The organism is Butyricimonas faecalis, from assembly GCF_003991565.1.
GTDB classification, from domain to species: Bacteria; Bacteroidota; Bacteroidia; order Bacteroidales; family Marinifilaceae; genus Butyricimonas; species Butyricimonas faecalis.
Genome location: NZ_CP032819.1, coordinates 456,573 through 481,897, shown reverse-complemented (window position 1 = coordinate 481,897; position 25,325 = coordinate 456,573). Strand labels below are relative to the sequence as shown.

17 protein-coding genes and 1 tRNA gene are annotated in these 25,325 nt (G+C 41.5%); 13 read left to right on the top strand and 5 right to left on the bottom strand.

Features of this window, described 5'->3' with window-relative positions:
* Positions 1-19: 19 nt before the first annotated feature.
* The 5 genes from D8S85_RS01975 to D8S85_RS01955 form a co-directional block, all read right to left on the bottom strand.
* Entirely contained in the window at positions 20-1,453 is a 1,434-nt protein-coding gene (locus D8S85_RS01975) for a PKD-like family lipoprotein (protein WP_106624563.1), read from the bottom strand.
* Between the two features lie 21 nt (positions 1,454-1,474).
* Positions 1,475-2,224 (bottom strand): DUF4843 domain-containing protein, encoded by a 750-nt coding sequence (locus D8S85_RS01970; protein WP_106624562.1) that lies wholly within the window; start codon positions 2,222-2,224, stop codon positions 1,475-1,477.
* A 29-nt stretch (positions 2,225-2,253) separates the two neighbouring features.
* Positions 2,254-3,708 carry a RagB/SusD family nutrient uptake outer membrane protein gene (locus D8S85_RS01965; protein WP_106624561.1) on the bottom strand — a complete coding sequence of 485 codons (1,455 nt, stop codon included), beginning with the start codon at positions 3,706-3,708 and terminating at the stop codon, positions 2,254-2,256.
* 4 nt (positions 3,709-3,712) lie between these two features.
* Positions 3,713-6,865, bottom strand: coding sequence for a SusC/RagA family TonB-linked outer membrane protein (locus D8S85_RS01960; protein WP_158641685.1), 3,153 nt, complete (start codon positions 6,863-6,865; stop codon positions 3,713-3,715).
* Between the two features lie 220 nt (positions 6,866-7,085).
* Positions 7,086-8,252: a FecR family protein gene (locus tag D8S85_RS01955; RefSeq protein WP_106624559.1), complete on the bottom strand. Its 1,167-nt coding sequence runs from the start codon at positions 8,250-8,252 to the stop codon at positions 7,086-7,088.
* Positions 8,253-8,771: 519 nt separating this feature from the next.
* On the opposite strand from D8S85_RS01955, the gene D8S85_RS01950 reads away from it, so the two are divergent.
* The 13 genes from D8S85_RS01950 to D8S85_RS01890 all read left to right on the top strand — a co-directional run bounded on the left by D8S85_RS01950 (position 8,772) and on the right by D8S85_RS01890 (position 25,305).
* Entirely contained in the window at positions 8,772-10,121 is a 1,350-nt protein-coding gene (locus D8S85_RS01950; RefSeq protein WP_106624558.1) for an AAA family ATPase, read from the top strand.
* Between the two features lies 1 nt (position 10,122).
* Positions 10,123-10,833 carry an RloB family protein gene (locus D8S85_RS01945; RefSeq protein WP_106624557.1) on the top strand — a complete coding sequence of 237 codons (711 nt, stop codon included), beginning with the start codon at positions 10,123-10,125 and terminating at the stop codon, positions 10,831-10,833.
* Positions 10,834-11,003: 170 nt separating this feature from the next.
* The gene (locus tag D8S85_RS01940; RefSeq protein ID WP_106625230.1) at positions 11,004-13,553 is read left to right on the top strand and encodes a prolyl oligopeptidase family serine peptidase; all 2,550 of its coding nucleotides are present in this window, start codon (positions 11,004-11,006) and stop codon (positions 13,551-13,553) included.
* Between the two features lie 362 nt (positions 13,554-13,915).
* On the top strand, positions 13,916-14,563 hold the full coding sequence (locus tag D8S85_RS01935) for a DUF47 domain-containing protein (RefSeq protein ID WP_106624556.1): 648 nt from the start codon (positions 13,916-13,918) through the stop codon (positions 14,561-14,563).
* Positions 14,563-16,254: a LuxR C-terminal-related transcriptional regulator gene (locus tag D8S85_RS01930; protein ID WP_106624555.1), complete on the top strand. Its 1,692-nt coding sequence runs from the start codon at positions 14,563-14,565 to the stop codon at positions 16,252-16,254. Before D8S85_RS01935 ends, D8S85_RS01930 begins: the two co-directional genes overlap by 1 nt.
* A gap of 28 nt (positions 16,255-16,282) precedes the next feature.
* Positions 16,283-17,662, top strand: a complete 1,380-nt coding sequence (locus tag D8S85_RS01925) for an OprO/OprP family phosphate-selective porin (protein ID WP_106624554.1) — start codon at positions 16,283-16,285, stop codon at positions 17,660-17,662.
* Positions 17,663-17,695: 33 nt separating this feature from the next.
* Positions 17,696-18,532, top strand: a complete 837-nt coding sequence (locus D8S85_RS01920; protein WP_106624553.1) for a lamin tail domain-containing protein — start codon at positions 17,696-17,698, stop codon at positions 18,530-18,532.
* A 34-nt stretch (positions 18,533-18,566) separates the two neighbouring features.
* Positions 18,567-19,211, top strand: coding sequence for a hypothetical protein (locus D8S85_RS01915; RefSeq protein WP_106624552.1), 645 nt, complete (start codon positions 18,567-18,569; stop codon positions 19,209-19,211).
* 5 nt (positions 19,212-19,216) lie between these two features.
* A complete protein-coding gene (locus D8S85_RS01910) occupies positions 19,217-19,684 on the top strand; it encodes a CYTH domain-containing protein (RefSeq protein WP_106624551.1) in 468 nt (155 codons plus the stop codon).
* Positions 19,685-19,835: 151 nt separating this feature from the next.
* Positions 19,836-21,434, top strand: coding sequence for an SLC13 family permease (locus tag D8S85_RS01905; RefSeq protein WP_106624550.1), 1,599 nt, complete (start codon positions 19,836-19,838; stop codon positions 21,432-21,434).
* 12 nt (positions 21,435-21,446) lie between these two features.
* The gene (locus D8S85_RS01900; RefSeq protein ID WP_106624549.1) at positions 21,447-22,907 is read left to right on the top strand and encodes a hypothetical protein; all 1,461 of its coding nucleotides are present in this window, start codon (positions 21,447-21,449) and stop codon (positions 22,905-22,907) included.
* Between the two features lie 94 nt (positions 22,908-23,001).
* Positions 23,002-25,032, top strand: coding sequence for a transketolase family protein (locus tag D8S85_RS01895; protein ID WP_181951169.1), 2,031 nt, complete (start codon positions 23,002-23,004; stop codon positions 25,030-25,032).
* 200 nt (positions 25,033-25,232) lie between these two features.
* Positions 25,233-25,305: transfer RNA gene (locus D8S85_RS01890), tRNA-Met, on the top strand.
* The last annotated feature ends 20 nt before the right edge of the window (positions 25,306-25,325 follow it).

The window sequence follows — 25,325 nt, the reverse complement described above, 5'->3', positions numbered from 1 at the left end:
AATTTCAACTATATGTTATTCAAAATTTCCAACTTCCAGTCTTTGTCATTGAAACGATTTTTCCACTCATTTGTAAAGGATCTTCCTTAAGTGTTCCAAAATCATTTACCAAAACACTTAAAACATATATCCAGCTATTCACCCCGTCGCTTGAAGCTACAAATAAACGTTCCTCTTTCGAATCCAAAATCATTTCTGTTACCTGCCCGTTGGGAACTGTATATAGATCTCGAACTTCACCCCCATCTCCATGTATTCTTACAATTTTATTCCCGTTAGCAATAAACCAATAGAGAGAATTCATTCCCAAAACACTCACCGAATTTTCATCAATCAAATTCTCTCGTTCCATGATTTTCTCGTAAGAAATAGACCACATAGGCAACCAAGTCACAGGATCCCAATCAGAAGAAGCCATCAATAAACGATAGAAATAAGCTTTCTTCTCTTCTGCGTTATAAAGTACGGGACGCAACTCCTCATAGCCAAAATGTCCTGCTGTCAAAAATTTTTGTCCTTCAGTCGAAAATTGATCTGTAGTAATTGGAATTATCTCATCATACAATGCTCCTGATCCATTATGCAATCTTAAAAATTGATAATTCGTATTATCATAAGAGAGCCACGCGTAAGCATCCATTTGCATATTTCCATCTGCCCATACTGCAAAATCATAATTTCCAGCAATAGGACGCATAAGAGCCTCGTTATTCATATAGTTATAAGTAAATAACCCCTCTTCTGCTGCAATAATTCCTCCCATATACAAGCTTATACTTCTGGGAGTAAATGTTCCCGAATATTCCCCTTTTATGACTTCTGGTCCATAAATTCGTTCCAATTTCATCGTTTTGGGATTCATGGCTACCATTTTTCGATCTCCCTCCGCACATAATATGACAAAATTATTATTATAATAATACACTTGTTGCGGTCGTTTACTCAAGCTTCCTAAAAGCGGATTGGCTATTTCAAACACATCATGAATCAAAGTGGCATTTTCACGATCTCTCCGTTGCATGGACAACTTTGCATATCCATCAGCATCCTCGCTTAAAATATAAAGAGCATTCGTGTAAGCTGTTCCTACTTTTACCCAAAAAGTTTTATAATATTTCAAATTGGTAGTATTATCCGTAACACATAAAAATGCATTATATCCGCCACTTCCACTAGGAGATGGGTCTTCTGTCACAATTCCATCACAAATTCGTGATGTTGAAATAACATGGTTATTTACTTTCCATTCGAAGCTCAAATCTTCAATATCCTTTCCTGTTTTAAAATTCAGATAGGGTTCTATCTCTAAAATATCATACTGATCAAGCGAGTACGCATCTTTGATGCTATCAATACCTATTTCATTTACAATTGAATAGGAATAGTTTCCATCATCATCTGCACATCCAATAACCCAAAGTAATGTTATAAAGATATATAAATATTTTTTCATGGCATTAACTCTTTAATTAATTTAATGTGTACACGGAATAGTTAAACGTATATTGTTTTCATCATAAAACTCTTCCCGTTCAAACAAATCTTGCAACTCTAATACTAACGTTAACTCTAACGAAGCTCTCCACCAGTCCGGGTCTTTACCCGTTAAATCTCCGGTGCCACCATATAATTTAATCCATTCCCGATATTTTATTGGATGATAAGTCCCAAAACAATCACTCCATTGATCCCACCAAGATGGTTTCTCCAATATATCTGAAACTTGTACTGCAAAAAACAATCGTTCTTGGGTTCCTTCAACGAAATCACCTCCCGTTTTTATTCTCAAACCTATTTTACGAGCAACTTTATCCATATCTCGACGGAAAAATTTAACACGCAAAGAATCTGTCGTTTTGCCTGCTCCCAGAATCTGTTCTTCGCTAATTGCCTCATAATGAACATCGGCTTGTGTCCCGTTATATTCTTCAACTGTAACTTTATATTTGCGATCATATTCTGTCGCGAATCCAGCTATTTGAACAGGAATACAAATCTCCCGTTCTGTTGCTTCCATATCAAAAGCAAACGAATAAACCACAGTATCTTCGCGGAATATTAAACTAGAATCCAATTTACGATATTCTTCTATATCCTCACTCGTTGTAGGAAATCGAAAACATATTGAATTCGGGCCTTCAAACATCTCTTTACCTGCTTCACTACAGGCAAACATGGATAGAAAAATGATCCCCAATAATAATATATAATATACTCTCTTCATTATATTCAGTTTATTAAATTAAAACCTTATTAATTTCCACCGTGCTCCAATTCGCTATCCGGTATCGGTAGTTCAAACAATGCACGAGAAGCCCTGATATTACCTTCTCTCGTGATAATATCCCGATACAACCGTTTATATTCATAAAACAATTTTCCTTCTCCCCAATATTCTTTTATACACTCATACATAATCTGTTCCTTCAAAGCAGCTTTATCATTCTGCAAATTCTCAGGAATCGGAGTTAAATTACGTGAAACTCTTACTTCATTTAATAACCGATAAGCCTCAGGAGTATCGATCTCCAAATTAGCTTCTGCCGCAATATAGTACATCTCCGATAAACGTATCATCGGTAATAACTTATCCCATATTGTAATATCTTTTCTTGAAATAGAAGTTCCACTTGTATTACTTTCATAACTACGGGCATATTTAGCTAAAAACCAAAATGATGTCGATATTTTTGCCTCTTGCCACCAATATACACGTCTATAATCCTCTACACTACCATAGCCAGAGTCTTCATAAACAAATCCTCGTGTTGGCAAATCAATCGTATATTTAAAATAGGTATAAATTTTAGCACCTAATTTTGTTTCGAGCTTTTCATCATAAAGAGACCAAATCAACTCTCTCTCAAACATCAAATTAGCCCCTTTACTATCCATGATATCATCTCGTTTTAACAACTGAAAAATAGTTGTTGCATCAATAATCTCTTTGGCATATTTTAAAGCATCAGAATAATTGCCTTTTAGCTGATAACAACGAGCTAAAGTTCCACAAACCGCATAATAATTCATCCTTACACCTCGATATTGGAAAGCCAAATCTTTATTATCCAAATTTTTACCCGCTTTTCGTCCATATTCTTTAATAGGGTCATTAGCCAATAAAACATAAGCTTCCAACAAATCTTTCTCAATTTTTCCAAGCACTTCTTCTGCAGTCATAAACGTAACAAGCTGATTGGAAAATTCTTCTCTGTAAGGAATAGATTTTTGATTTAATCCTTCTTTTAGCACAGGACCAAATAATCGTAACAAATCCAAATGAATGTAGGCCCGTAATCCCAACGCCTCCCCCCTGATCAAATTATAATTTTCAAACTTTTCCTTATCACTATCTTTCAAATTCTGTAACAATAAATTGAGATTAGCAATTGCTTCATACATTTTTCCCCACGTCCCGTCAAACCTGCCGACCAACGTTGCATCTTGATAATCAAAATCGTAAGCTTTACTAGCTTTATTCCAATACCTTACAATCTCATCGACAAACCCGACTGTTAACTCTTCTCCATACGCCTCGGTAGATGCGAGTAACATATACGCTCCCGTCAAAGTTTGTAAACAACCTTTCTCATCCTCAAACATTTTCTCGGCATCAACTTGTCCTAGTGGTTCCACGTCCAACCATTCATTACAAGCTCCTCCTAGTAATATAAAACCAAGGAGTATGATATATTTCATTTCTCTCATAATATTAAAAATTTAGATTCAACGAAAACGTAAACTGCCGGGCAAACGGGTATTCAATACCTCTCTCCCGCTTAACGGTAGATGCATAAAACAAATTGCTGCTATTCAATCCTAAACGTAATGCAGAAATACCGAATTTCTTCAATGATTCTGAAGCAAAACGATACGATATAGAAATGTTACTTAATTCCAAATAATCATTATCTTGTACAAAACGACTTGAAGCTTTTGAAACTGTACGATCTGCGATATTTTTATAGAATGTATAATCTCCAACTTCTTGCCATCTTTCCTCTAATACACGTTTATCTGCATTCGTTGTAGGATCAGCACCTTCAACTCGTTCGGCTAATGTTGAATTATAAATCTGTCCGCCAAAACCGTAATTAAATAATAAATTCAACGAAAAATTTTTCCAAATCACATTTGTTCCAATATTTCCTTCTAATTTAGCATCTGTACACCCGGCAACAATCTTATCTTGATAATTCCACTCTTCAGTAATCTTGCCGTCTCGAGTTTGGTAAAGTTCTTTTCCATTAGCAGGATTGATTCCCAAAGAACGAACAACTTTTATTGCATTTAGAGATTCTCCCTCCTCGTACATGGCAATTGCTTTCGTTTGGTCCGATTCAAGTGCATTCGTTTCATCATTAAGACTTCTCAAGGCATTACTAATCTTCTCTATGCTATTTTCATTGTGTGTACCACTAATATTTACTGCCCAATCCAGATTCTTTTTCCGAATAATAACAGCATTCACATCGAATTCATACCCCGTGTTACGTTGTTCTCCGAAATTCTCCGTATAACTGCTAAAACCTAATGATGGAGCAACACTTACCGGTAGTAATAAACCACTGGTTAGATCATTGTAGTAATCAAAACGAATCGTTAAACGCCGTTGCATCACCTCCAAATCTAACCCGATATTTCTTTTTTTACTTCGTTGCCATTCCAATTTATCATTACCATAAGTGATAAAAGAAGCTCCTAACGATTGATAGTAATACCCGTCTTTAAACGCCAACGTAGTACGTGCAACATAAGGATCAAAATTTTGATTACCCGTTAAACCCATCGAACCTCTTACTGTTAATCGACTTAACCAAGTATACTCTTTTAAGAAACTTTCATTATTCAAGTTCAATCCAATACCAACAGACCATAAAGGAGCAAAACGCTTATCTTTACCATATTTTGAAGAACCATCAAGGCGTCCTGAAAAATCGGCAAAATATCTATTGTCATAAGAATAGTTTATATTCCCAAAAAATCCAACCATTCGATCTGTACCTTCCGAACCTTTCGGTTTTCCCCCATCCAAATAAGTTGCTGCAAATTGTATTTCATTAAAACGTTCATCCATAAAACCAGTTGCTTCAAAACTACTCGATGAAGATTGGTTATCAACAACATTTAATCCTACACCCGAAAAAAGCGTATGCTTATGAACATTCAACGTATAATTCAATGTTGTATTTATATTATAAGAAAAACGCTTATTCATACCTTGCTTATAACTTCCCTTCTTGGCAGCATCACTTTCATTTGAAAAAGACGTATGTTCAGGGGATAAATATTTGTCACTTGTCCCCAATGTCTTTGTTAATGAAATAGATCCCATCAAGCGTAATGTCGGAGTAAAAAAGTAATCAATTTTCAAATTATCCGTAATAGTCTGAATACTTTCTTCATCTTTATAAGGTAATGTTGAATTGTAAATCGGATTTTTATATTGAGGATCACTTGATTTTTTTGACAATCCAGTATGCACTGGATATGTTTTTACAAGTTTACCATCTTCCCCGTAAATTGGATTATACGGATTCGCCGCTGCATAATCGGCAAAAGAACCATAAGGAGAATTTTGTACTTTTGTCTGACTAAATTCAAAACTATTACGAATATTTATTTTCTCTCTTACCCGATAAGTCAAATCAAACGAAAGCCCCAAAACTTCTCGATAAGATTTCTTCATTACCCCATTGTTACGATTATAATTAGCTCCCAATCCATATATAACAGCATCACTCCCTCCCTCAAGGTAAAGAGAATGAGAATGGGATACAGCATTACGAACAGGTTGTGCCAACCAATCGGTATTTACCCCCTTAGAAACATTCGCTTTTATATATTCTTCTATCTCCATACTAGAAACACTCGTATAATCAAATAACTTAGCTTTTTGTTCATATGCTAACTTTTCTTTCGCATTCATCAAATCATAATCCGATAAATCTGCAACAGACAAACTAGTTCGATTAGAATATGAAATCGTAAATTTTCCAGAAGCTGGCCTGCGAGTTTCAATCACTACCACCCCATTGGCAGCCCGAGACCCATAAAGAATCGTTGCAGAAGCATCTTTCAAAATTGTTAAACTTTCGATACGTTCCATGTCCATATCGAACACCCGTTGTAAGGTTACTTCATAACCATCTACAATAAAAGTAGGAATATTACTGTTTCCCATAAAGCTACTCTCACCCCTAACAAAAAAATCTGGTAACGAGTTCGGATCCGATCCTCTTGCATTATTCTCTTTTATTTTAAATGAAGGATCAACCATTTTTAACGCTTCTATTAAATTCACGTTACCAAATTTACGAAGCTCTTCTCTTTTTACTGATGTTACGGCTCCTGTAAAACTTTCCTTGGATTTGTTAAAATATCCAGTAACAATCACATCTTCCAAATGCTCAGAATCTTCAGATAACCTCACATCCAACTGATTTTTCGATCCGATAGGAATTTCTTGGGATTTCATCCCTATAAAAGAAAACACCAATATTTGTTCCCCACCACCGGGGATTTCCAACCGGTATTCCCCATCAGCACCGGTTGCCGTTCCCAAACTCGTACCTTTAATCATCACGGTAACACCCGGCAACGCGTTTCCTTGCTCATCGGTCACTTTACCCGTTATCACTTTTGTCTTACCCTTTTCTTGGTTTACAGCTTGCCTCCGGATAATAATAGTTTTTCCATTTATCTCGTAAGCGAGATCCGTCCCTTTCAGGCAATCCGTCAAAATTTGTTCAACCGTCGCGTCTTTAAAAGATACATCCCGCCGTGCAAATGATTCCAATTTCACATCGCGATAAACGAAATCATAATCGGATGTTTTACGAATTTCACTGATAATCTCTTTCAAAGAAGCGTTTTTCAATGAAAACGTAATTTTCTTCTCTTGCGAGAACGCACTCTGACTGATTTGGGTCGTGAAAATGAAGAAAAGGAGGAATAAATACCACCTCTTCCCAACGACATTAGAATTTTTCTTCATAATTTTGTTTTTTGAATTCAACAATTCCTCACGCTCTATGGCCAAATAGAGTGTGAAACGTAAAAGTAGTGTTAGCCGCACTACTTTTTTATTTTACAATAACCGTGTTATCCTTTATTTCAAATCGCACCTCTCCCGTTTTACCGATTAATTCCAACACCTCCGAAAACGCCTCGTGCTTTTTCATATTCAACGAAAACTGGTACGAACGCAATTCATCCCGACTATAAAAAACATCCATATTATACCATCGCCCCAGGTCGGTCAAGATTTTCTCCAAGGGACAATTATCATACACCAAACGTCCGTCGGCCCAAGCCAAATACAAATCAACATCCACGTTCCGCACCACCAGTTTCATGGTTGACTTGTCGAATAAAGCCTGCTCATTGGGAACAAGTTTAACACTTTTCCCCTCGGCCTTAACCGTTACATTCCCGCTTGCTAGGGTGGTTTGTATATCCGTCTCGTCTTCATACGCCCGCACTCCGAATGTCGTTCCCGTCACTAAAACCTCCAATCCTCCGGCCACCACGACAAAAGGCCGTTTCGTGTCCTTTTTCACGTCAAAATAAGCCTCGCCCGTTAAGTACACTTTACGCTCCCCACCTTGAAATTTCACGGGAAAACTTAACGTTGACTCCGAATTCAGATAGATAACCGTGCTATCCGATAAGACCAACAGATATTCTCCTCCCCTGGGAATTTCCAACGCGTGGAACACCTCGGTCGTATCCGGGGTATTGATGTCCCGGTATTCCAAAGAATTTGCCCTAACCAATAACGAACTGTCCTTTCCAAGAAGATGCGAACGCGATGTTTCGTCATCCAAATCCACCTTACGCCCGTCAGGCAGGACTAATACCGCCCGATAACCGGGAACCTGTATATCGTGTTCCACCATCGATAGCACCTCCGGCTGTTTCTCTTGCCCGAAAAAATAAAAAATACTGCCCACGCTCAAGCACAAGGCTATCGCTGCCGCGTATGGGAGCCATTTTATCCTCCGCACCAAATGGCCGGACGATCTCTTCGACCGGAGTTCCTGCCATCTCTTTTCTTCTTCCTCCTCTGTCTTCACGAAACGGGAAATTCTTTTTTCCATGTATTCACGCGACATCATCCGTTGGAAAAGTTCCTCCCGTCCCGGAGCTGCCGTTCTCCATTCGTGCAGTTCACGCTCTTGCATTTCATCCGTCAATCCTTGCATATGCAAAAAAATCAACCATGCGATATGTTCTTCTCTATTCAACATCTTTTTAGCTTTTATACTAAAGCGATTTGAATAGCGTTTGGTGTAATAAAAAAATCACTTTTTTTAATCAAATAATAACAATTACTTCCTTCAGACAACAAAAAGAAAAGCTATCACATTGATAACAAACGACATGAATTCGATATAATCATCAGCAATCGTTCCTACTGAAAACTACGGGAAATCCTACCGAGAAGCTATGGAAATAATCCCCCTCATTCGTTGTTCAAACGTTGTTCAAACGTTGCTCAGCCGTTTCGGAATGGTTCAGCAACGTGTGAACTTCGAATAATCACCGGGTATGTGGTATTATTTGGGTATATTTACTACTTTATTGGGGTAAGATTTGGGTAATATCACGGGAGGTGATTTCTTTTTATTTTCCCGTATATAAGCTGCCCAAACATGAAAAAGGCTTTTTTCAGCATAAAACGATTAAACTATTCAAAAAATATCAGTAAAAGTAGTATTGTATGACGAAAATTTCGTAACATTGTCTCAAACTTGAAAGATACAGATATGCTAATCAGGATTGTAATAACGAATTTTCGGTCATACAGACAAGAAACGGAATTCAATATGTTGCCGTCATCCAATGTCCGCAGAAAGGACTGGCATGTCCATAGCCGAGACCGTGGTGCCAATGTATTGCGCACGGCGGTTGTTTATGGTGCCAACGGTGCAGGCAAGTCGTGTTTGATAAAAGCACTTGGTCGTCTTCAAGCAATGGTGGCCGCGGGCTGTCTGCCGCCCACAGCCTTTAGAGATGCTAACAAGTATAATGATTCAGACATGCCTGTTACCATTGAAGTGGAATTCGGTACAGAATCAGACCAATATTCTTACGGGGTGAGCTATTGTGGTAGTCTCTGTGTAGAAGAATGGCTGTATTCGACCTTAAGGAAACCTATATACGTTTTTGAGCGTAAACATGATGTACAAACAGGCAAGACAAACATCAAGTTAGCAAGTAACAAGAAGGACGAGGCTAAGAATAAGCTGCTAATTTCGCTATTAGAAGACAATTTGCTAAAAGGCAACGAGCTGATGCTGTCGAAACACGATATGGTGAAGAACAGTCAGATAACAGATGCCTTCCAGTGGCTTACTGCCAAGTTGCACGTCATTTTTCCAGAAACTCGTTCGACCTCCATTTTCGACAACAGGTATTCGGACGAGACGTTTAAGTCTCAGTCGGAAGCCCTTATTTCAGCCTTGGATATCGGCATCAATGAACTGACCTTGAAAGACGAGGATATTGAGTCGTTCAAGCAGAATATTTCCGAATGGCCCAAATTGGTGCAAGGTGTGGATGGGATTGTCAAAAGACTCTCCCGTTCTCCCGAGGGCACAGAAGAGGTGATGATAGACACAGGAGCCTTTACTGTCAGTATGCGCCGTGAGGGCAACAAGTATTTCGTGCGTCGCGTAAAGGCCCTCCATAAGGTAAACGACAACCTTTACGACTTCGAGTTGAAAGAAGAATCGGATGGCACCCAACGCATTTTCGACTTTGTGCCGATGGTACAGAATGTCAAGAGTGAGGCTTGCACATACGTTATCGACGAGCTTGACCGAAGTCTTCATCCCACGTTGGTGAGAGCATTGGTTTCGAGGATTGTCACAGACAAGCACATGAAGGGGCAGCTAATTTTCACCACTCACGATGCCGGTCTGCTTGACGGAAAGGTGTTCCGCAACGACGAGATTTGGTTTGCCGAGAAAGACCGCGATACACAGAGCACCCATCTGTATACACTTGATGAATTCAAACCCCGTGCGGATTTGGATTTGGAGAAAGGCTACCTCAACGGCCGTTTCGGTGCCATTCCTTTCCTGGCACGTTTTAACGAATTAAACTGGGAGTGATATGGGATTCAAGGTTAGAGGTTACACGAGGAATGTCCCTCAAGAAAAGGTTCGCGACTATTCCTTGTTTGCCATAGCAACAGAGGGTACCGAGCGCGAGCCGGACTACTTCAGACTTTTCGACGGCATCGATCGTATCAAGGTTGACATAATTGAGCCGGAACTTTTAGACGAAGAGAACGAGCAAGAAAAGAGAAGAGCCTCTTCTCCATCGAAAGTATTGGAGAAGGTAAAAGCATATATCGCCGAGAACCAGTTGAGTGCCGAGGACGGTGACTCGTTATGGTGTGTCATCGATGTAGATCGTTGGCCGCAGGAGCAAATAAAGGAACTTCATGCTTTCTGCTCCCAAAAAGACAACTGGCATCTGGTCATCAGCAATCCAAGCATTGAGATATGGCTTCTCTATCATAAACGGGCAGATTTGACAGACTTTGACATTCAGACGGCCAAAGATGCCAAGCAGGTGCTTGACAAAATTGAGAAAGGTGGCTACTATTACATCAAGTACCTACCGTTGATGCTTGATGCCATTGAAAATGCCCACAATGCAGACTCAAATCCGGACGACTATATGCCCGAGTTGCTACATACGAAAGTCTATCAGTTGGGACGTTCGCTCTACGAACGCATGGGCAAGGTACGTTTTGAGAAATTCATTGCCTCGCTACCCGACATAGAGAAAGAAATCCTAAAAAAGAAGAAAAGATAATGGAACTTATATACAAGTTTACAGTCAAAGTATCAACCATACCACTGTGTAACAGTAAGTTGGATGGGTGAGAGTAGGACGGAGGAGTTTGAGGTAAAATAAAGCTTGTGCTCATTTACTATAAAATGGTATATAATTACCGTGGATTAAAATTAACAAAATACAATAACATGAGAAAACTTTTACTTTTATTTGCCCTGATTTGTACCATGCAGTTGCACGGGCAGACCGTCAAGGAATGGATGGGATTACCTCCTGCCCCGGTAGAGTTTCCGGCTTTCGGGAACATGAGAAATGTGGAAAACAAAACATTTTCCCAAGCAGATTTATTAACTCTTTCCACGTTTAACATCGATAACTTAACCCCTGCCGTGGGAGAACAGGAATTACGATATCACTCCCTAACCTGGGAACTATCGACCATGAACGATAGCATTGTCATCGCCCCCAATAACAGCGCCGTTCCGGCTATCGGATTATATGCCGTTTACGCGGAAAACACACAATGGATGAGTGGGAAACTGCAATTTTCATTTTACGGGAATGCCGAAGTTTACGTGGATGGAGTGAAAAAAATCGCATACACCGGCCACAAAGGAACCGAAGCTGTAAAACAAGGATGTACCTTGCAATGGGTTCCGGGAAAACACGCCATCATCGTGAAAAGCCTGCAAACAAAAGAAAGCGACAAACTATTTTCAGCTCAATTCATTGCAGATCCTGATTTCAAAGATGCCCCGGTAGAATTCACCTTATCTCCCAAACGAGGGAAAAATATACTAGACGTGCTGAACGGTCGCAGAGTCGGTGGAATTCAGGTTTCTCCCAGCGGAAAATACCTGATCATGGTAGAAGGTGAGATCATAAAAGGCAAAAGCAGTTCCATGACAAACGTGTATAGAATTGCAGACAAAGAGATCGTGTACACCTTCTACGGCAACAACGCAAGTAACTTGACCTGGATTCCCGGGGAAGACAAACTGTCGTACCTCATAAAAGAAGGAACGGGAAATTCCCTATACACCTACGATATTGAGCAACAAAAGATGGAACGTTTGTTCCGGGACGATCAAACAATCGGCTCGTTCTCCTGGTCACCGGACCGGAGTTATCTTATCTATTACAAGAATGAGAATTATGCCCCGAAAGAATGGGAACTCCGTAAACTCGACGGGATTGAAGACCGACAGGCCTACTACCGGAATCGATATTTCCTATGCAAATATGATTTAGCCACGGGCATACATACCCGCTTAACTTGGGGCAACCAAACCACCTCCATCATGGACATCAGTCATGACGGAAACCAAATTCTGATCAGCACCGGACGACCGGACTATAACGAATACCCGTACCGGAAACAATCCGTTTACTTGTTAAATGCCCGTACCCATCAAATCGATACGCTTTGGAAAGACCGCTTGATTGGCATTCGATGCCTCTTTTCCCCCGATGATTCGAAATTACTTATTGCCGGAGCGGCTGATGCTTTCGGACAAATGGGGGTAAAAATCAGTAAAGGACAAATCGTGAACGGATACGACACGCAACTATACATTTATGACTTAAATTCAAAGGAAGTAACCCCGATCACAAAAGATTTCAATCCTACCGTATCGAACTACATCTGGCATACCGACGGAAATATCTATATCGTGGCCGGAGATACGGACTATGTTTACTTGTTCCGCTATGGAAAAGACGGAAAAATCACGAGAATTGAATGTCCGGGTGATCTCGTGCAAAAAATCAGTTTGGCTAGAAACGGGAGTACCGGGGTTTACACCGCTTCCGACGAGAGTTACCCGACCCGGGTCTATACCTTGGATTTGACGACTCTCAAAGCACAAGAATGGGCCGATCCACAAGGCGAACAATACAAAAATATAGAGTTCGGACAGGTAAAGGATTGGGACTATAATTACAAAAAAGGGACCACGATAGACGGACGCTACTATCTCCCGGCAAACTTCGATCCCAAGAAAAAATACCCGATGATCGTGTATTACTACGGGGGAACAACTCCGGTGGAAAGGACTTTTGGAGGAAGATGGCCGTTCAACCTATACGCTGCGAATGGATACGTTGTATATGTGATGCAACCCTCTGGTGCAATTGGATTCGGACAAGAGTTTTCAGCCCGTCATCAAAACAACTGGGGTAAAATCACGGCAGATGAAATCATTGCCTGCACGAAAGCATTCTTGAAAGCACATCCTTTCGTGGATGCCCAACGTGTCGGATGCATGGGAGCCTCTTACGGCGGATTCACAACCATGTACCTGCAAACCCGCACGGACATCTTCGCTTGTGCCATTTCACATGCCGGAATTTCCTCCATTTCCAGCTATTGGGGTGAAGGATACTGGGGATATAGTTACAGCACGAACGCATCGGCCCACGCTTTCCCGTGGAACCGGAAGGACATCTACGTGGATCAAAGCCCGCTATTCAACGCGGACAAGGTGAAAACCCCCATGCTTCTATTGCATGGAACGGCCGATGTAAATGTACCCACGGGCGAAAGCATTCAGTTCTATACCGCACTGAAACTCCTGGGTAAAGACGTGGAACTCGTGCTGATCAAGAATGCCGACCATGCCGTGGTGGACTATAATCAACGTATTATCTGGGGAAACACGATCATGGCCTATTTTGCCAAATATTTGAAAGGAGAGCCTGCATGGTGGGAAAATATGTATAAGGATAAAAATTTATGAAATACCTGATATAAAATAAAGAAAGGTTAGATTGTGGAAAACACTTTCTAACCTTTTTTTGTAGTGTTCCACGAAGAATGTAACAAAAAAGTAATAAAAATTTAACCTTTGGAATATCATGAAAAACACACCAACTAAAACTCTACAAAAGTATAAGCACTTTTCCTTATCCGGATTCACGTAGCTCTACAAACAAATAATTAATTAAGTAATTATCAAGCATATAAAAACACTTATTTACACTACATGAAATTGTTACGAAATTTCCATACAGGTTTTCATCTCTTTTTCATCCCATGAAAATAGTTTTTCTTTGTAAAGGAGTTTCGGACAAACAACATGAATTTTAAAAACGAACAACCATGTTTAATCTGAAAAATACAAATAAGACAATACAAGACATTGATACATTTTTTGACACTATCGATGAAACGATCCTCGTGTTCAAAAGCGGTGTTAAAAACTACCTATATAATAACACGGAACAGTTTAATGACAACTTGCAATCCATGGCAAAGTTGGAAAAAACATCCAATGAGTTGAGAAGAAGCATCGAGAGTAAACTCTATACTCACTCGCTCATGGCCGAGGTACGCGGAGATGTCTTACGTCTATTGGAACGTCTGGAAAATGTTGTTGACATTTTAGCTCGTAATCTGTTCCAATTCGAGGTGGAAATCCCGTTCATTCCCGTGGAATTGAACAACGATTTTATCAAATTGACCGAGACTTCCACCCTATCGGTAGAGGGTATCATCCCGGCAGCGAAGGCTTATTTCCGGACTCCGGATTTAATGACGGACAAAATACACCGGGTTTACTTCTATGAACAGGAAACCAATAAATTGGCACAATCTATAAAGCGGAAAGTTTTCCATGAAATGGATAAACTGAAATTAAGCGAGAAATTCCATTTGCGCTATTTTACCTTGCATATTGAAGAATTGTCACACGCTGCCGAAAAAATTGCTGACCTGTTATCCGTAATGGCTATAAAACGAAATTTCTGATGTTAATGTTCGAGATCATATTAATTGTATTGCTATTCGGCTCGTGGATGTGTATAAACGACATATCCTTTACCTTTGCCAGCGCGATACAAACAGGTTCTATTCGCTTTCGAGTAATGACCGTGATCCTCTTAATATCCCTTTCCATCGGATTTATTATATGCAGAAGCAGTAGCTGGACGCAGTATGAAGAAAATTGGAATATTTCCTCCCCTATCGTGGGTACTATTCTTGCATTTTCAGCATCACTGGCTATGTTTTTGCTGAGAAAAAACGGTCCGGTGAATTCGATTTGTTATGCCATATACGGTGCCATTTTGGGATGGGAGGTATTTAATCATGTCAACGAGGTGTACACATCCCTGTTTCCCTTAATCATCGTATGGATATTAGCCCCTTTGATTTGTGGGGGAATTACTTGTTTATTGTACCGGTTGATCCAGAGTATCACGCGGAAAGGAAATATTCATTTGTTATACTTGAATATCTGTTTCCGGGTGGGAATAATCATCGCAATCACGCTGATGAGCATATCCATCGGAGCCAATAACGGTCCTCTATTCATGGCGATCGTACGTTCACAAACTCTGGATTTCGGATTGGATTTCGGATTATTTTCCTTGGATGACCAATCTTTGCTTTGGATCATATCTATTTTTATACTCGCGCTGTCGATGGCAATTCCTGTAAAACGGAAAATACTATCCTATGGTAACAATATCACCGATATGAATATCGTGTCCGTGTTTACCATATTGATCGGGGGAAGTATTGTTTTGTTCTTTTTCAATCATCCATGGGCATGTGGATCCATCGGATTGCCTGTCACAAGCGTATCTCCGGTACACGCAGTGATCGGGGGCATGACGGGGATCAGTATTGCCCGAAGAAGAAAGAACGCGTTACCTCTCTCCCTGCCTATCCGAATGGGAATATCCATATTGGGGACTCCGGCTCTCGCTTTTGGAATAGCGCACACATTGTTTCAACTGATTGATTTGCCAGGACTGATGCAACGCAACGAGGTGGGTACGTCACCTGAACAAATGATCAACATGACGATACCCCTTATATCGATCCTATTTATCTCGTTCATCTTATTCGTGGGATTTTCATTCCGACATCAGCAAGTCAAACGAATTCAAGCACAAAACGCCTTAAAAGAGGAGCAACATCAACGGTTCGAGGCTCAGCAAGTACTGATATCCATGGAATTGAAGACTATTCAATTGGAAAACGAACGACTGAATACGAAATTGGAAATCAAGCGGAAAGAGTTGGTTGACTTAGCCTTGGACATCAGTGAACAACGCAAATTTTTTGATGGCATATTCCAAGAAATAAAACGGATTCAATCCATCGATGATCTTCAGGAAATTAAGACAGGATTAGAGGACATAGCACAAACCATCAGCAGTAGAATGACTTTTTCGAATGAAATGAGTGGTTTCTACACGCAGGTGGAAGAACTGCATAAAAATTTCATAACCAAATTACAGGAACGATTCCCGGATATCACCGAGCAAGAAAAACGCCTGGCAACGTTATTGCGACTCGGATTTTCGACAAAAGATATCGCCGGGTTGATGAATATATCGCCCAAAAGCGTAGAAATCGGACGTTACCGCCTACGCAAGAAGCTGGAGTTAACAAGAGAGGATAATTTAATACAATACATAAAGTCTTTATGACACATTTTTTAATTAAAACAGTTCAATTATGAAAAAACTTATCCTATCATCGGTAATCTGTTTAGTGACCCTGGGCGTTTTTGCTCAAGAGCAAAAAGAAGACGGGGAACGCTATAACCAGTATGGTGTGAAAGTGAATCGACAAAAACTTCAAGCAGAAGAGCGTAATGGTATTCTCGTTTTCGAATCCTTAAATCAAAGCTACAAATTTTGGTTTGATATCCGCGTGCAATTGGATGGTGCCGTATTTTGGGGTTTAGACAAAGATTTTGATCCCATCGGGAACAATGTTTCCGTTCGAAGAGCCCGCTTCGCCGTTAAAGCCCAAATCAATAAGAATTGGTATGGAGAGATCGATACCGATTTTTCGAACGGAGAATTCGAATTGAAAGATGCCATTATCGAGTTTACCGGATTAGACAATTTCTCTTTTAAAGCCGGTAATTTCAAAGAAGATTTTTCAATGGAACAAACCACTTCTTCACGTTATCTTCCTTTCATGGAACGTCCTATGGTGGTTCAAACGTTTGCCCCATCCCGCCACCTGGGAATTCAAGCAGAATATGCAAAACACTGGTGGAGAGCTTCATTCGGAGTGTTCTTTCAAGCCATTGATAATCTTGAAACCAGTACATTTGTAGCTGATAACAACAAAGATTACGGACGTAATCAAGGAATGTCGTACACGGGAAAAGTAAACTTCATGCCATTCTCCGATGACCGCACGATGGGATTGCATTTCGGTATTGCCGGATCTTATCGTACCCCGAAAACAGATGTTGATCCGAAAGATTTCGGGGGAAGCCGCTTCAGTAGCAGAAACAGTACTTCTATTAATCGTAAAAAATACCTGGATACCGACGTGATCAAAGACGTGAAGCACGATCTTCTTTACGGTTTTGAATTGGCAGGATACAAGAATGGTTTCCGTTTCCAGAGTGAATTGATCGGTAACAATACCAAAGTTAAAAATACAAACGCCGAATATGCCGGAACACATCATTTCGGTGGTTGGTACGTGATGGCCGGTTACCTCCTGTTTGGTGGACAACAACGTTTCAATAATGCCGAAGGAGAATTCACACAACCCGGCAGAGGAAAGAAATGGGGAGATCTTGAAATTTTAGCACGTTATGATTACATGGATTTAAATAGTCGGAGCATCCGGGGTGGTTCAGGTGAAAACTACACCATCGGATTGAACTATTACGTGAATAATTCCGTGAAATTTGTATTAAACTATCAATATAGCAGCAATGACCGTTATGCCAATGGTAAAGGCAAGTTAATCGTGGGACATGATGCTGACGGAAAACCGACTGCCGATTACACGAAAGTAGCTGCAAAGAAAGGTAAAGCAGGCGTGAATTACAGCATGTTGGGACTTCGCATGGAAATAGATTTCTAATTTCAAGTTTAAATATAATACATGGATTAAATTATGAAAAAACTATTATTATTTGCCACAATATTAACGCTCGGTTTTAGCGCTTGCGTTGAAGATAAACCTTACGAAGGCCCTGCATCTATCAGTGATGTAGCTTACACACCCACAACGGTAACTTCGAATGATGACGTAACGGTAACAGCCAAAATCACGGATTTGAACGGTGTAGCATCTGCCAAAGTCCAATACAAAATAGGCGATGGCAATTATACATCCGTAAATATGACTGCCGATAAAAATATCTACACGGGTATTATCCCCCAACAAGCCAATGAAGCGGAAGTTACTTTTTACGTGGAAGCAGTCAACAAAGCTGGGATCACAACAAAATCACAAGAGAAAAAATATACGGTAGGAGCAGCAGCGATAGATTACACGAAGCTGGTATTAAATGAATTAAATAGTTCCGGAAGTGATGCTGAAAAATACATTGAACTTTACAACAACTCGGATGTAGAAATTGATCTTGAAGGCGTAACTATTAATAAGGATGAGGAATTAACCTGGACTGGAAAAAGCGGACAAAAGATAGCACCTCAAGGATATTTTGTAATTTTAGGAGCTAAAGGCTCGACACCCGATGGGTTTAATAGCGGATTTTCCGGTAAAAAAAGCGTTCTGGTTGAACTATTTGCCCCGGACGGATCATTATTGGATACATTCAAACGAGGAGAAAAAGGAACTGGGTGGGGAAATCAAACTTTAACCGATGTTACGAAAACGAGCACTCCCTCATTCAGTCGTTGTCCGAACGGAACCGGAGCCTGGAAATTAGCAGAAGGTACACAAGGAAGTAAAAATCCGGATACAGGAGTTGATATGCCGGATTAAAAAGATTTAGATAAAATTAAAACACAAACCAATTATGAGTAAAGAAGAATTAAAAATCGGGGAAATATCCAAACCGCGTTTCGAGTTTCGTTCATTCGGACGTTGTTTCTGTCCGCAAGAAAAAAGAATGGCACGCTTAAGCGTTCCGGTACCGGAAAAAGTGTGGGAACGTCATAGCACGGAAACATACATTGTCAGTCGTACGAATGACGTGAACAACACGAAAATTCGTGACGGGAAAATGGATATAAAGACGTTCGTGCAAGCCGTTGACGGGTTGGAACAATGGAATCCGCTGATGAAAGGCGAATTCCCAATTTCCGCAAAGGTTTTGAATGAAGAGGTATTCCCGGCATTCAAAGTGGCCAACATGCCTAAATTGACTAAAGAAACCTACACGCTGGAAGAATTTTTGAATATGATCAACGAACATCCGGACTTGCAGGCTGTAACCGTGGAAAAAATTCGCTACGGGTATATGGTAAACGACACGATCTGTGAAACCGGAGAAGTATATATCAACGGCGCTATGGTTCACACGATTAATTCCGAATCCACGGAAATCGAAGATATCAAAAAAACGATCAAAGATGTCGGTTTGGAAGGTGTTGAAAATATCAATTACCTGCAAGCTATCAAGCGCGTGATCGGAATGATAAACAAACCTTTAGCAAATTAAACATCATGGCACAAGAAATAGAACGTAAATTTTTAGTGAAAGGGGATTTCAAAGCTGACTCGTTCAAAGCCACCCGTATCACACAAGGATACTTGTCCTCTGTTCCAGAACGTACCGTACGCGTGCGTGTCAAAGGAGAAAAAGGATACATCACGATTAAAGGTAAAGGAAATGACTCCGGGGCCAGTCGCTACGAATGGGAAAAAGAGATTCCGGTAGACGAGGTAAAAGAACTATTGAAACTTTGCGAACCGGGAATTATCGATAAAACCCGTTACTTGGTGAAAGCCGGAGAACACACATTCGAAGTAGACGAGTTTTACGGAGAAAATGAAGGACTCGTGATGGCCGAAGTTGAATTGAAAGACGAGAATGAGAATTTCATTAAACCGGCATGGCTAGGTGAGGAAGTTACCGGGGACGTGAAATATTACAATTCAATGTTAATGAAACATCCTTACACGAAATGGTAATTTAAAGGGGGGGTCAAAACTCAATTTGCTGAATAAATAGGAGTTTTGATCACCCTCTTCCCATGCTGGAAGAGAATGGAGAAATGGAAATACGCCCACTCGCAAGCAACGGCAATATACAAGGTAAAAATAACCCTATAAACGAGTTTTCATGGAAAAAGGAATGCAAAATTTTGACCCGTTAGATATGAACAATTACCGGATTGAAAAACTTCCGAAATTAAACAAATCCGGTTTCGAAAAATGGATGGCCTACATGGGAGGACCTCTTGCTGTTCTCGTGTTTGCTTTCTTATACTGGTTTTCGGATATCTCTTTTCTCCAAAATATCGATCCGGCAACCTTGACTCAAAATGCCCTCAAACGATTTAATGAAATAGGAGCCGATGAATTTTCCCGGATAAATTATGCCATGCTGGCCGTCTTTGCCGGGGCGATCATACTATGGATCACCGAAGCCATTCCCAATTACCTGACATCGCTCATTGTCATATTGAGTATCGTGCTAACCGGAATTACCACGGATAAGACAGCCTATGCTCAACTTGGTCACCCGGTAATGTGGTTGAATATATTATCTTTCGTGTTAGCCAGTATGCTTGTAAAAACCCGGGTGGCCAAACGTTTCGCCTTGTGGTTTGTCATTCGTTTCGGTAAAAACTCTACCGGGGTTCTTTTTAGTTTCATCGTGATAAACGTGGTCCTGTCCGCCTTCATTTCCGCGACGACGGCAAAGGCTGCCATCTTGTTACCTATTTTTATGGTTGTTGCCGCAATTTACGGGGCAAGAGGCGGTGATCAACGCAACAACTTCGGGCGTAATCTTGTGTTACAAAACCTGTACCAGATCAACTTGGGGGCGAACGGCTTTCTAACCGGATCGGGAGCTACCTTGCTCGCCGGATCGTTAATAGCAGGGGCCATGGGGTGGAATGGATTCAGCTACCAAGATTGGTTCACCGCGGCATTCCCCATGAGTATAATCCTAATTTTCATCGCTTGGTTCGTGGGCAGTAAAATTATATTTCCCTTGAAACCGGAAGAGAAAGTTCCTCAAATTGAAGGTGGCATGGAACGCCTGCGGGAAGAACTGCACAAACTCGGCAAGATGAATAAGGAAGAATACAAAGCCATAGCCATATTCCTTGGCGTGTTAATCCTTTGGGCCACCGATAAACAACACGGGATCAACCAAACCGCGGTAGCATTTCTCGGAGCCGTTATCGCTTTGATGCCTAAAATCGGCGTGGTTAAATGGAATGATGTCGACATCCCGTGGCATTTACTGCTATTCTCCGCCGGAGCCTACACGCTGGGAGCCGGATTGGACGCAACCGGACTATCGGGGACATTAGTAAATGCAGCCTTCGACAACCTGGGCATTACGCAAGCAACTCCCTTCTGGGCGCTCTACATGTTGCTCACGGGAGCCATGTTGTTCAGTGCCTTGCTTTTCCAATCGAAAACCATGCAAACGCTTATCTTTGTTCCCATTGCCATCGGGGTGGCACAAAAGTTCGGGTACCCAATTCTAAGTTTGGCATTTCCCGTTGCCATGCTCGTGGGACACGTGTACGTGTTGCCCTTTAACAGTAAACCTGCCGCCTTACTTTACACCACCAATCAATATAGCTGGAGTGACACGTTCAAATTCGGTATTACCATGATGTTTATTGCCTGGATCATGATCATCGTATGGGGAGAAACCGTTTTACAGTGGTTGGGATATACAAACGGATTGTTTATATAAGGGAGGGTAACCATGATTGAAATTCAAGCAAAGATTCACGATAAATTCTCTATCGAATTTAAAGTAGGGTTCATCACTCGAAAACGTTTAGCCATAAGCGATTTCGTGATGAACACGTGGATCTTTGTTCCTCATAGTCTGGATATCAACCCGATGACGTACGACAAAACCCGATTTTACCGGGACATAAAATCCAACGTACGTTTGATCACCCCTGTCTACCTGCTGCGGGATCTGGCAACAACGGACACGCTTCCTTTTCAAGAGTTGGAAAAAGCATTTCGACAACTCTCCTCCACCCCTACCCGCACGGCAACAGCCGAATATGAATCACAAGTCAAAATGTTCGCTTCGATCGTGAAGAGTGCCTTACGAGACGAGTACACGCACATCATCAACAGCACGATCGAGGAAGACCGTTGTTATCTCACAAGAGAATATTTAGCGAATATCCGACAAGTAACCACGAAATTCAGAAATTTACGAAAAATCATCAATGTTTCGACCGTTCATGCCAATACACTGGAATATTTCCATTTCGGGGATGAGTTTATCAGCAATGTTGTCGAACAACACGTCAATAAATTGCAAGATTTTCTAAGCCGGGAACACCCGAAAGATTATTTTGTGTTGAAAAAATCGATGCAGGAACTTTTAAAAGATGAATTGCATTACAAATGGGAAAAAAATTACATAACCGTCAACACGGAAAATAAAAGCAACAACCAGGAATTCATTTCACGGGCTGGCATGTTGAAAAAATACATTGAAAGCGACCTTTACCTCATTGCACGTAAAAAAAGGAATACTTTTCTGCTGGAACAAATTCTTTTCAGTATAGCAGCCGGCATGTCCATGGTTTTCGCCACGATTGTTTCTTTCTCCTTCCAGCAAAAATACGGAAATTTCACCCTACCTTTTTTCATCGCGTTAGTGATCAGCTACATGCTGAAAGACCGGATCAAAGAATTGATGCGCTTCTACTTCGCCCACAAACTGGGTTCCAAATTCTATGACAATAAAGTTCAAATCAGCATAAAGTCTCAACAAATCGGTTGGAGTAAAGAGGGCTTCGATTTTATTTCCGACAATAAAGTTCCTCGCGAAGTCATGGAGCTACGAGGGCGTTCCTCCTTGCTCGAAGCCGAAAACCGACGTGTGGATGAAAAAATCATTCTCTACCGGAAAAGGGTACAACTGGGTCGGAAACAACTGCTCAACATCAGTGCCTACCCGATTCCCGGCATACATGACATCATCCGTTTCAATGTTTCGGAATTCATTCGCAAAATGGATAACCCGGAAGTCCCGATATTCGGGAATGACGCGGAAGGTAACAGTATCCGGGTACACGGGGAAAAGACTTATTATCTCAACTTTGTTATCCAATGTCAATACGAAGAACAGCTGGAATACAAGCGTTACCGGATCATGTTCAACAGGCTAGGCATCAAAAAAATTGAAACATTCTAACGGTTACGCTTTTAAGTTTCACATGCTTTGATTTCCCGACAGAAAAGCATACCTTTGCCGAAAATTTAAAATTTTCATCAAAAAAAATATAGGCATGGATAAGATCCTTAATCGAGCAGCGGACAACATCCGCATCCTTTCAGCTTCTATGGTTGAAAAAGCCAAATCAGGGCATCCGGGGGGTGCAATGGGTGGTGCTGATTACATTAACGTGTTGTATTCTCAATTTTTGAACTTCGATCCGGATGATATGACATGGGCAAACCGGGACCGTTTCTTCCTTGACCCGGGACACATGTCTCCGATGTTGTATTCGATGTTGAGCCTGATCGGTACGTATAGCATGGAAGACCTGAAAAACTTCCGTCAATGGGGAAGTGTAACCCCCGGACATCCGGAAGTGGACTTCAAACGAGGCGTGGAAAACACCTCCGGCCCTCTCGGCCAAGGTCATGCCATGGCAGTCGGAGCCGCTATCGCGGAGCGTTTCCTGGTAGCTCGTTTCGGAGAATGGATGGCTCACAAAACGTATGCTTTTATCTCTGACGGGGGTATTCAGGAAGAGATTTCACAAGGAGCCGGACGTATTGCCGGAACACTGGGATTATCCAACCTGATCATGTTCTACGATGCAAACGAGGTGCAGCTATCCACCCGCGTGAATGAAGTAACTCACGAGGACACCGCTGCCAAATACCGGGCTTGGGGATGGAACGTAATCACGATCAACGGGAATAACGCTGACGAGATTATCAAAGCATTACAAGCCGCTAATGCCGAAAAAGAACGTCCGACATTGATTATCGGTAAAACCTTGATGGGTAAAGGAGCCATGGGGGCTAACGGAGAAGATTTCTCCGACAAAGTTTCCACTCACGGACAACCTTTAACCGGAGCCGGAGCTTCTATTGAAAAGACGATCGAGAATTTGGGTGGCGATCCGCAAAAACCGTTCACGATTTTCCCGGAAGTAGCCGAGTTCTACGCTAAAGTACTCGATGAAAAACGGGCTTACGCCAAAGCTAAAAAAGCAGAACAGGCAGCTTGGGAAAAAGCGAACCCGGAATTAGCAGCCAAACTGCACAAATTCTTATCCGGCAAAGCTCCCGAAATTGACTATAAAGCAATCCAACATAAAGCAAACATTGCCACGCGTGCCGCTTCGGCTGACGTGCTGGTGGCCTTGGCTCAACAGGTAGAGAACATGATCGTTTCCTCTGCCGACTTGAGTAATTCAGACAAAACCGACGGCTTTATCAAAGGTGGAGCCCGTAACCTCGTGAAAGGGGATTTCAGCGGTGCATTCCTCCAAGCCGGAGTGGCAGAGTTGACCATGGCCGTTATCTGTAACGGTATCGCTCTCCACGGGGGTATCTTCGTGGCTTGCGGAACCTTCTTCGTGTTCTCCGACTACATGAAACCTGCCGTGCGTTTGGCTGCCTTGATGGAAGTGCCGGTGAAATACGTTTGGTCTCATGACGCCTTCCGCGTGGGAGAAGACGGACCGACACACCAACCGATCGAACATGAAGCCCAATTGCGTTTGATGGAGAAATTAGAGAATCATTCCGGAAAGATGAGTTTGTTGGCCCTGCGTCCTGCCGATGCTGCCGAGACTTCCGTCGCTTGGAAAATGGCCATGGAAAACACCTCTACTCCTACCGCTTTGATCCTGTCTAGACAAAACATCACGGATCTTCCGGGAACAGACCGTTACGACGAGGCTTTACAAGCTGAAAAAGGTGCTTACGTGGTATGCAAAACCGGAGAGAACCCGGATGTCGTGTTAGTTGCTTCCGGTTCTGAAGTTTCTACACTGGTGGAAGGTGCTAAACTTCTTCAAGAACGGAAAGGAATCACCTCTCAGATCGTATCCGTGATCTCCGAAGGTTTATTCCGCCATCAAGCACAAGCATATCAAGAACAAGTTATACCGGCTAACAAACCGAAATACGGACTGACAGCAGGTTTATCCGTTACCTTGGAAGGCCTGGTGGGTTGCAATGGTCGTATCCACGGTGTAAACCACTTCGGATATTCCGCTCCTGCCAAAGTATTGGACGAGAAATTCGGATTTACCGGAGAATGTGTATTTAACGAAGTATGTGAAATGTTAGGAAAGTAATTTTCCAACCAACTACCTCCCTACCCCCTCCTTACACGAGAGTGAATGCCGCTTGGTAATCAACGCTTCTCTCGTGTAAGTGGGGGGGGATTTCATGACAGCTAATTTTATTTATTCTAAAAAAAGAAGGAAATACTTGCATACACGATAAATATACACTATCTTTGCAGACGCAAAACAGAAGATGTTTTGACTAATATTGCGGGATGGAGCAGTTGGTAGCTCGTTGGGCTCATAACCCAAAGGTCGTCTGTTCGAGTCAGGCTCCCGCTACGAAGGAAGGATCGAGAAAT

Coding starts and splice junctions, on each gene's coding strand:
- D8S85_RS01925 (WP_106624554.1), top strand. CDS start 16,283: ATGAAAAAACTTATCCTATCATCGGTAATCTGTTTAGTGACCCTGGGC.
- D8S85_RS01895 (WP_181951169.1), top strand. CDS start 23,002: ATGGATAAGATCCTTAATCGAGCAGCGGACAACATCCGCATCCTTTCA.
- D8S85_RS01920 (WP_106624553.1), top strand. CDS start 17,696: ATGAAAAAACTATTATTATTTGCCACAATATTAACGCTCGGTTTTAGC.
- D8S85_RS01935 (WP_106624556.1), top strand. CDS start 13,916: ATGTTTAATCTGAAAAATACAAATAAGACAATACAAGACATTGATACA.
- D8S85_RS01930 (WP_106624555.1), top strand. CDS start 14,563: ATGTTAATGTTCGAGATCATATTAATTGTATTGCTATTCGGCTCGTGG.
- D8S85_RS01965 (WP_106624561.1), bottom strand. CDS start 3,708: ATGAGAGAAATGAAATATATCATACTCCTTGGTTTTATATTACTAGGA.
- D8S85_RS01910 (WP_106624551.1), top strand. CDS start 19,217: ATGGCACAAGAAATAGAACGTAAATTTTTAGTGAAAGGGGATTTCAAA.
- D8S85_RS01905 (WP_106624550.1), top strand. CDS start 19,836: ATGGAAAAAGGAATGCAAAATTTTGACCCGTTAGATATGAACAATTAC.
- D8S85_RS01915 (WP_106624552.1), top strand. CDS start 18,567: ATGAGTAAAGAAGAATTAAAAATCGGGGAAATATCCAAACCGCGTTTC.
- D8S85_RS01900 (WP_106624549.1), top strand. CDS start 21,447: ATGATTGAAATTCAAGCAAAGATTCACGATAAATTCTCTATCGAATTT.
- D8S85_RS01940 (WP_106625230.1), top strand. CDS start 11,004: ATGAGAAAACTTTTACTTTTATTTGCCCTGATTTGTACCATGCAGTTG.
- D8S85_RS01975 (WP_106624563.1), bottom strand. CDS start 1,453: ATGAAAAAATATTTATATATCTTTATAACATTACTTTGGGTTATTGGA.
- D8S85_RS01955 (WP_106624559.1), bottom strand. CDS start 8,252: ATGTTGAATAGAGAAGAACATATCGCATGGTTGATTTTTTTGCATATG.
- D8S85_RS01945 (WP_106624557.1), top strand. CDS start 10,123: ATGGGATTCAAGGTTAGAGGTTACACGAGGAATGTCCCTCAAGAAAAG.
- D8S85_RS01950 (WP_106624558.1), top strand. CDS start 8,772: ATGCTAATCAGGATTGTAATAACGAATTTTCGGTCATACAGACAAGAA.
- D8S85_RS01970 (WP_106624562.1), bottom strand. CDS start 2,224: ATGAAGAGAGTATATTATATATTATTATTGGGGATCATTTTTCTATCC.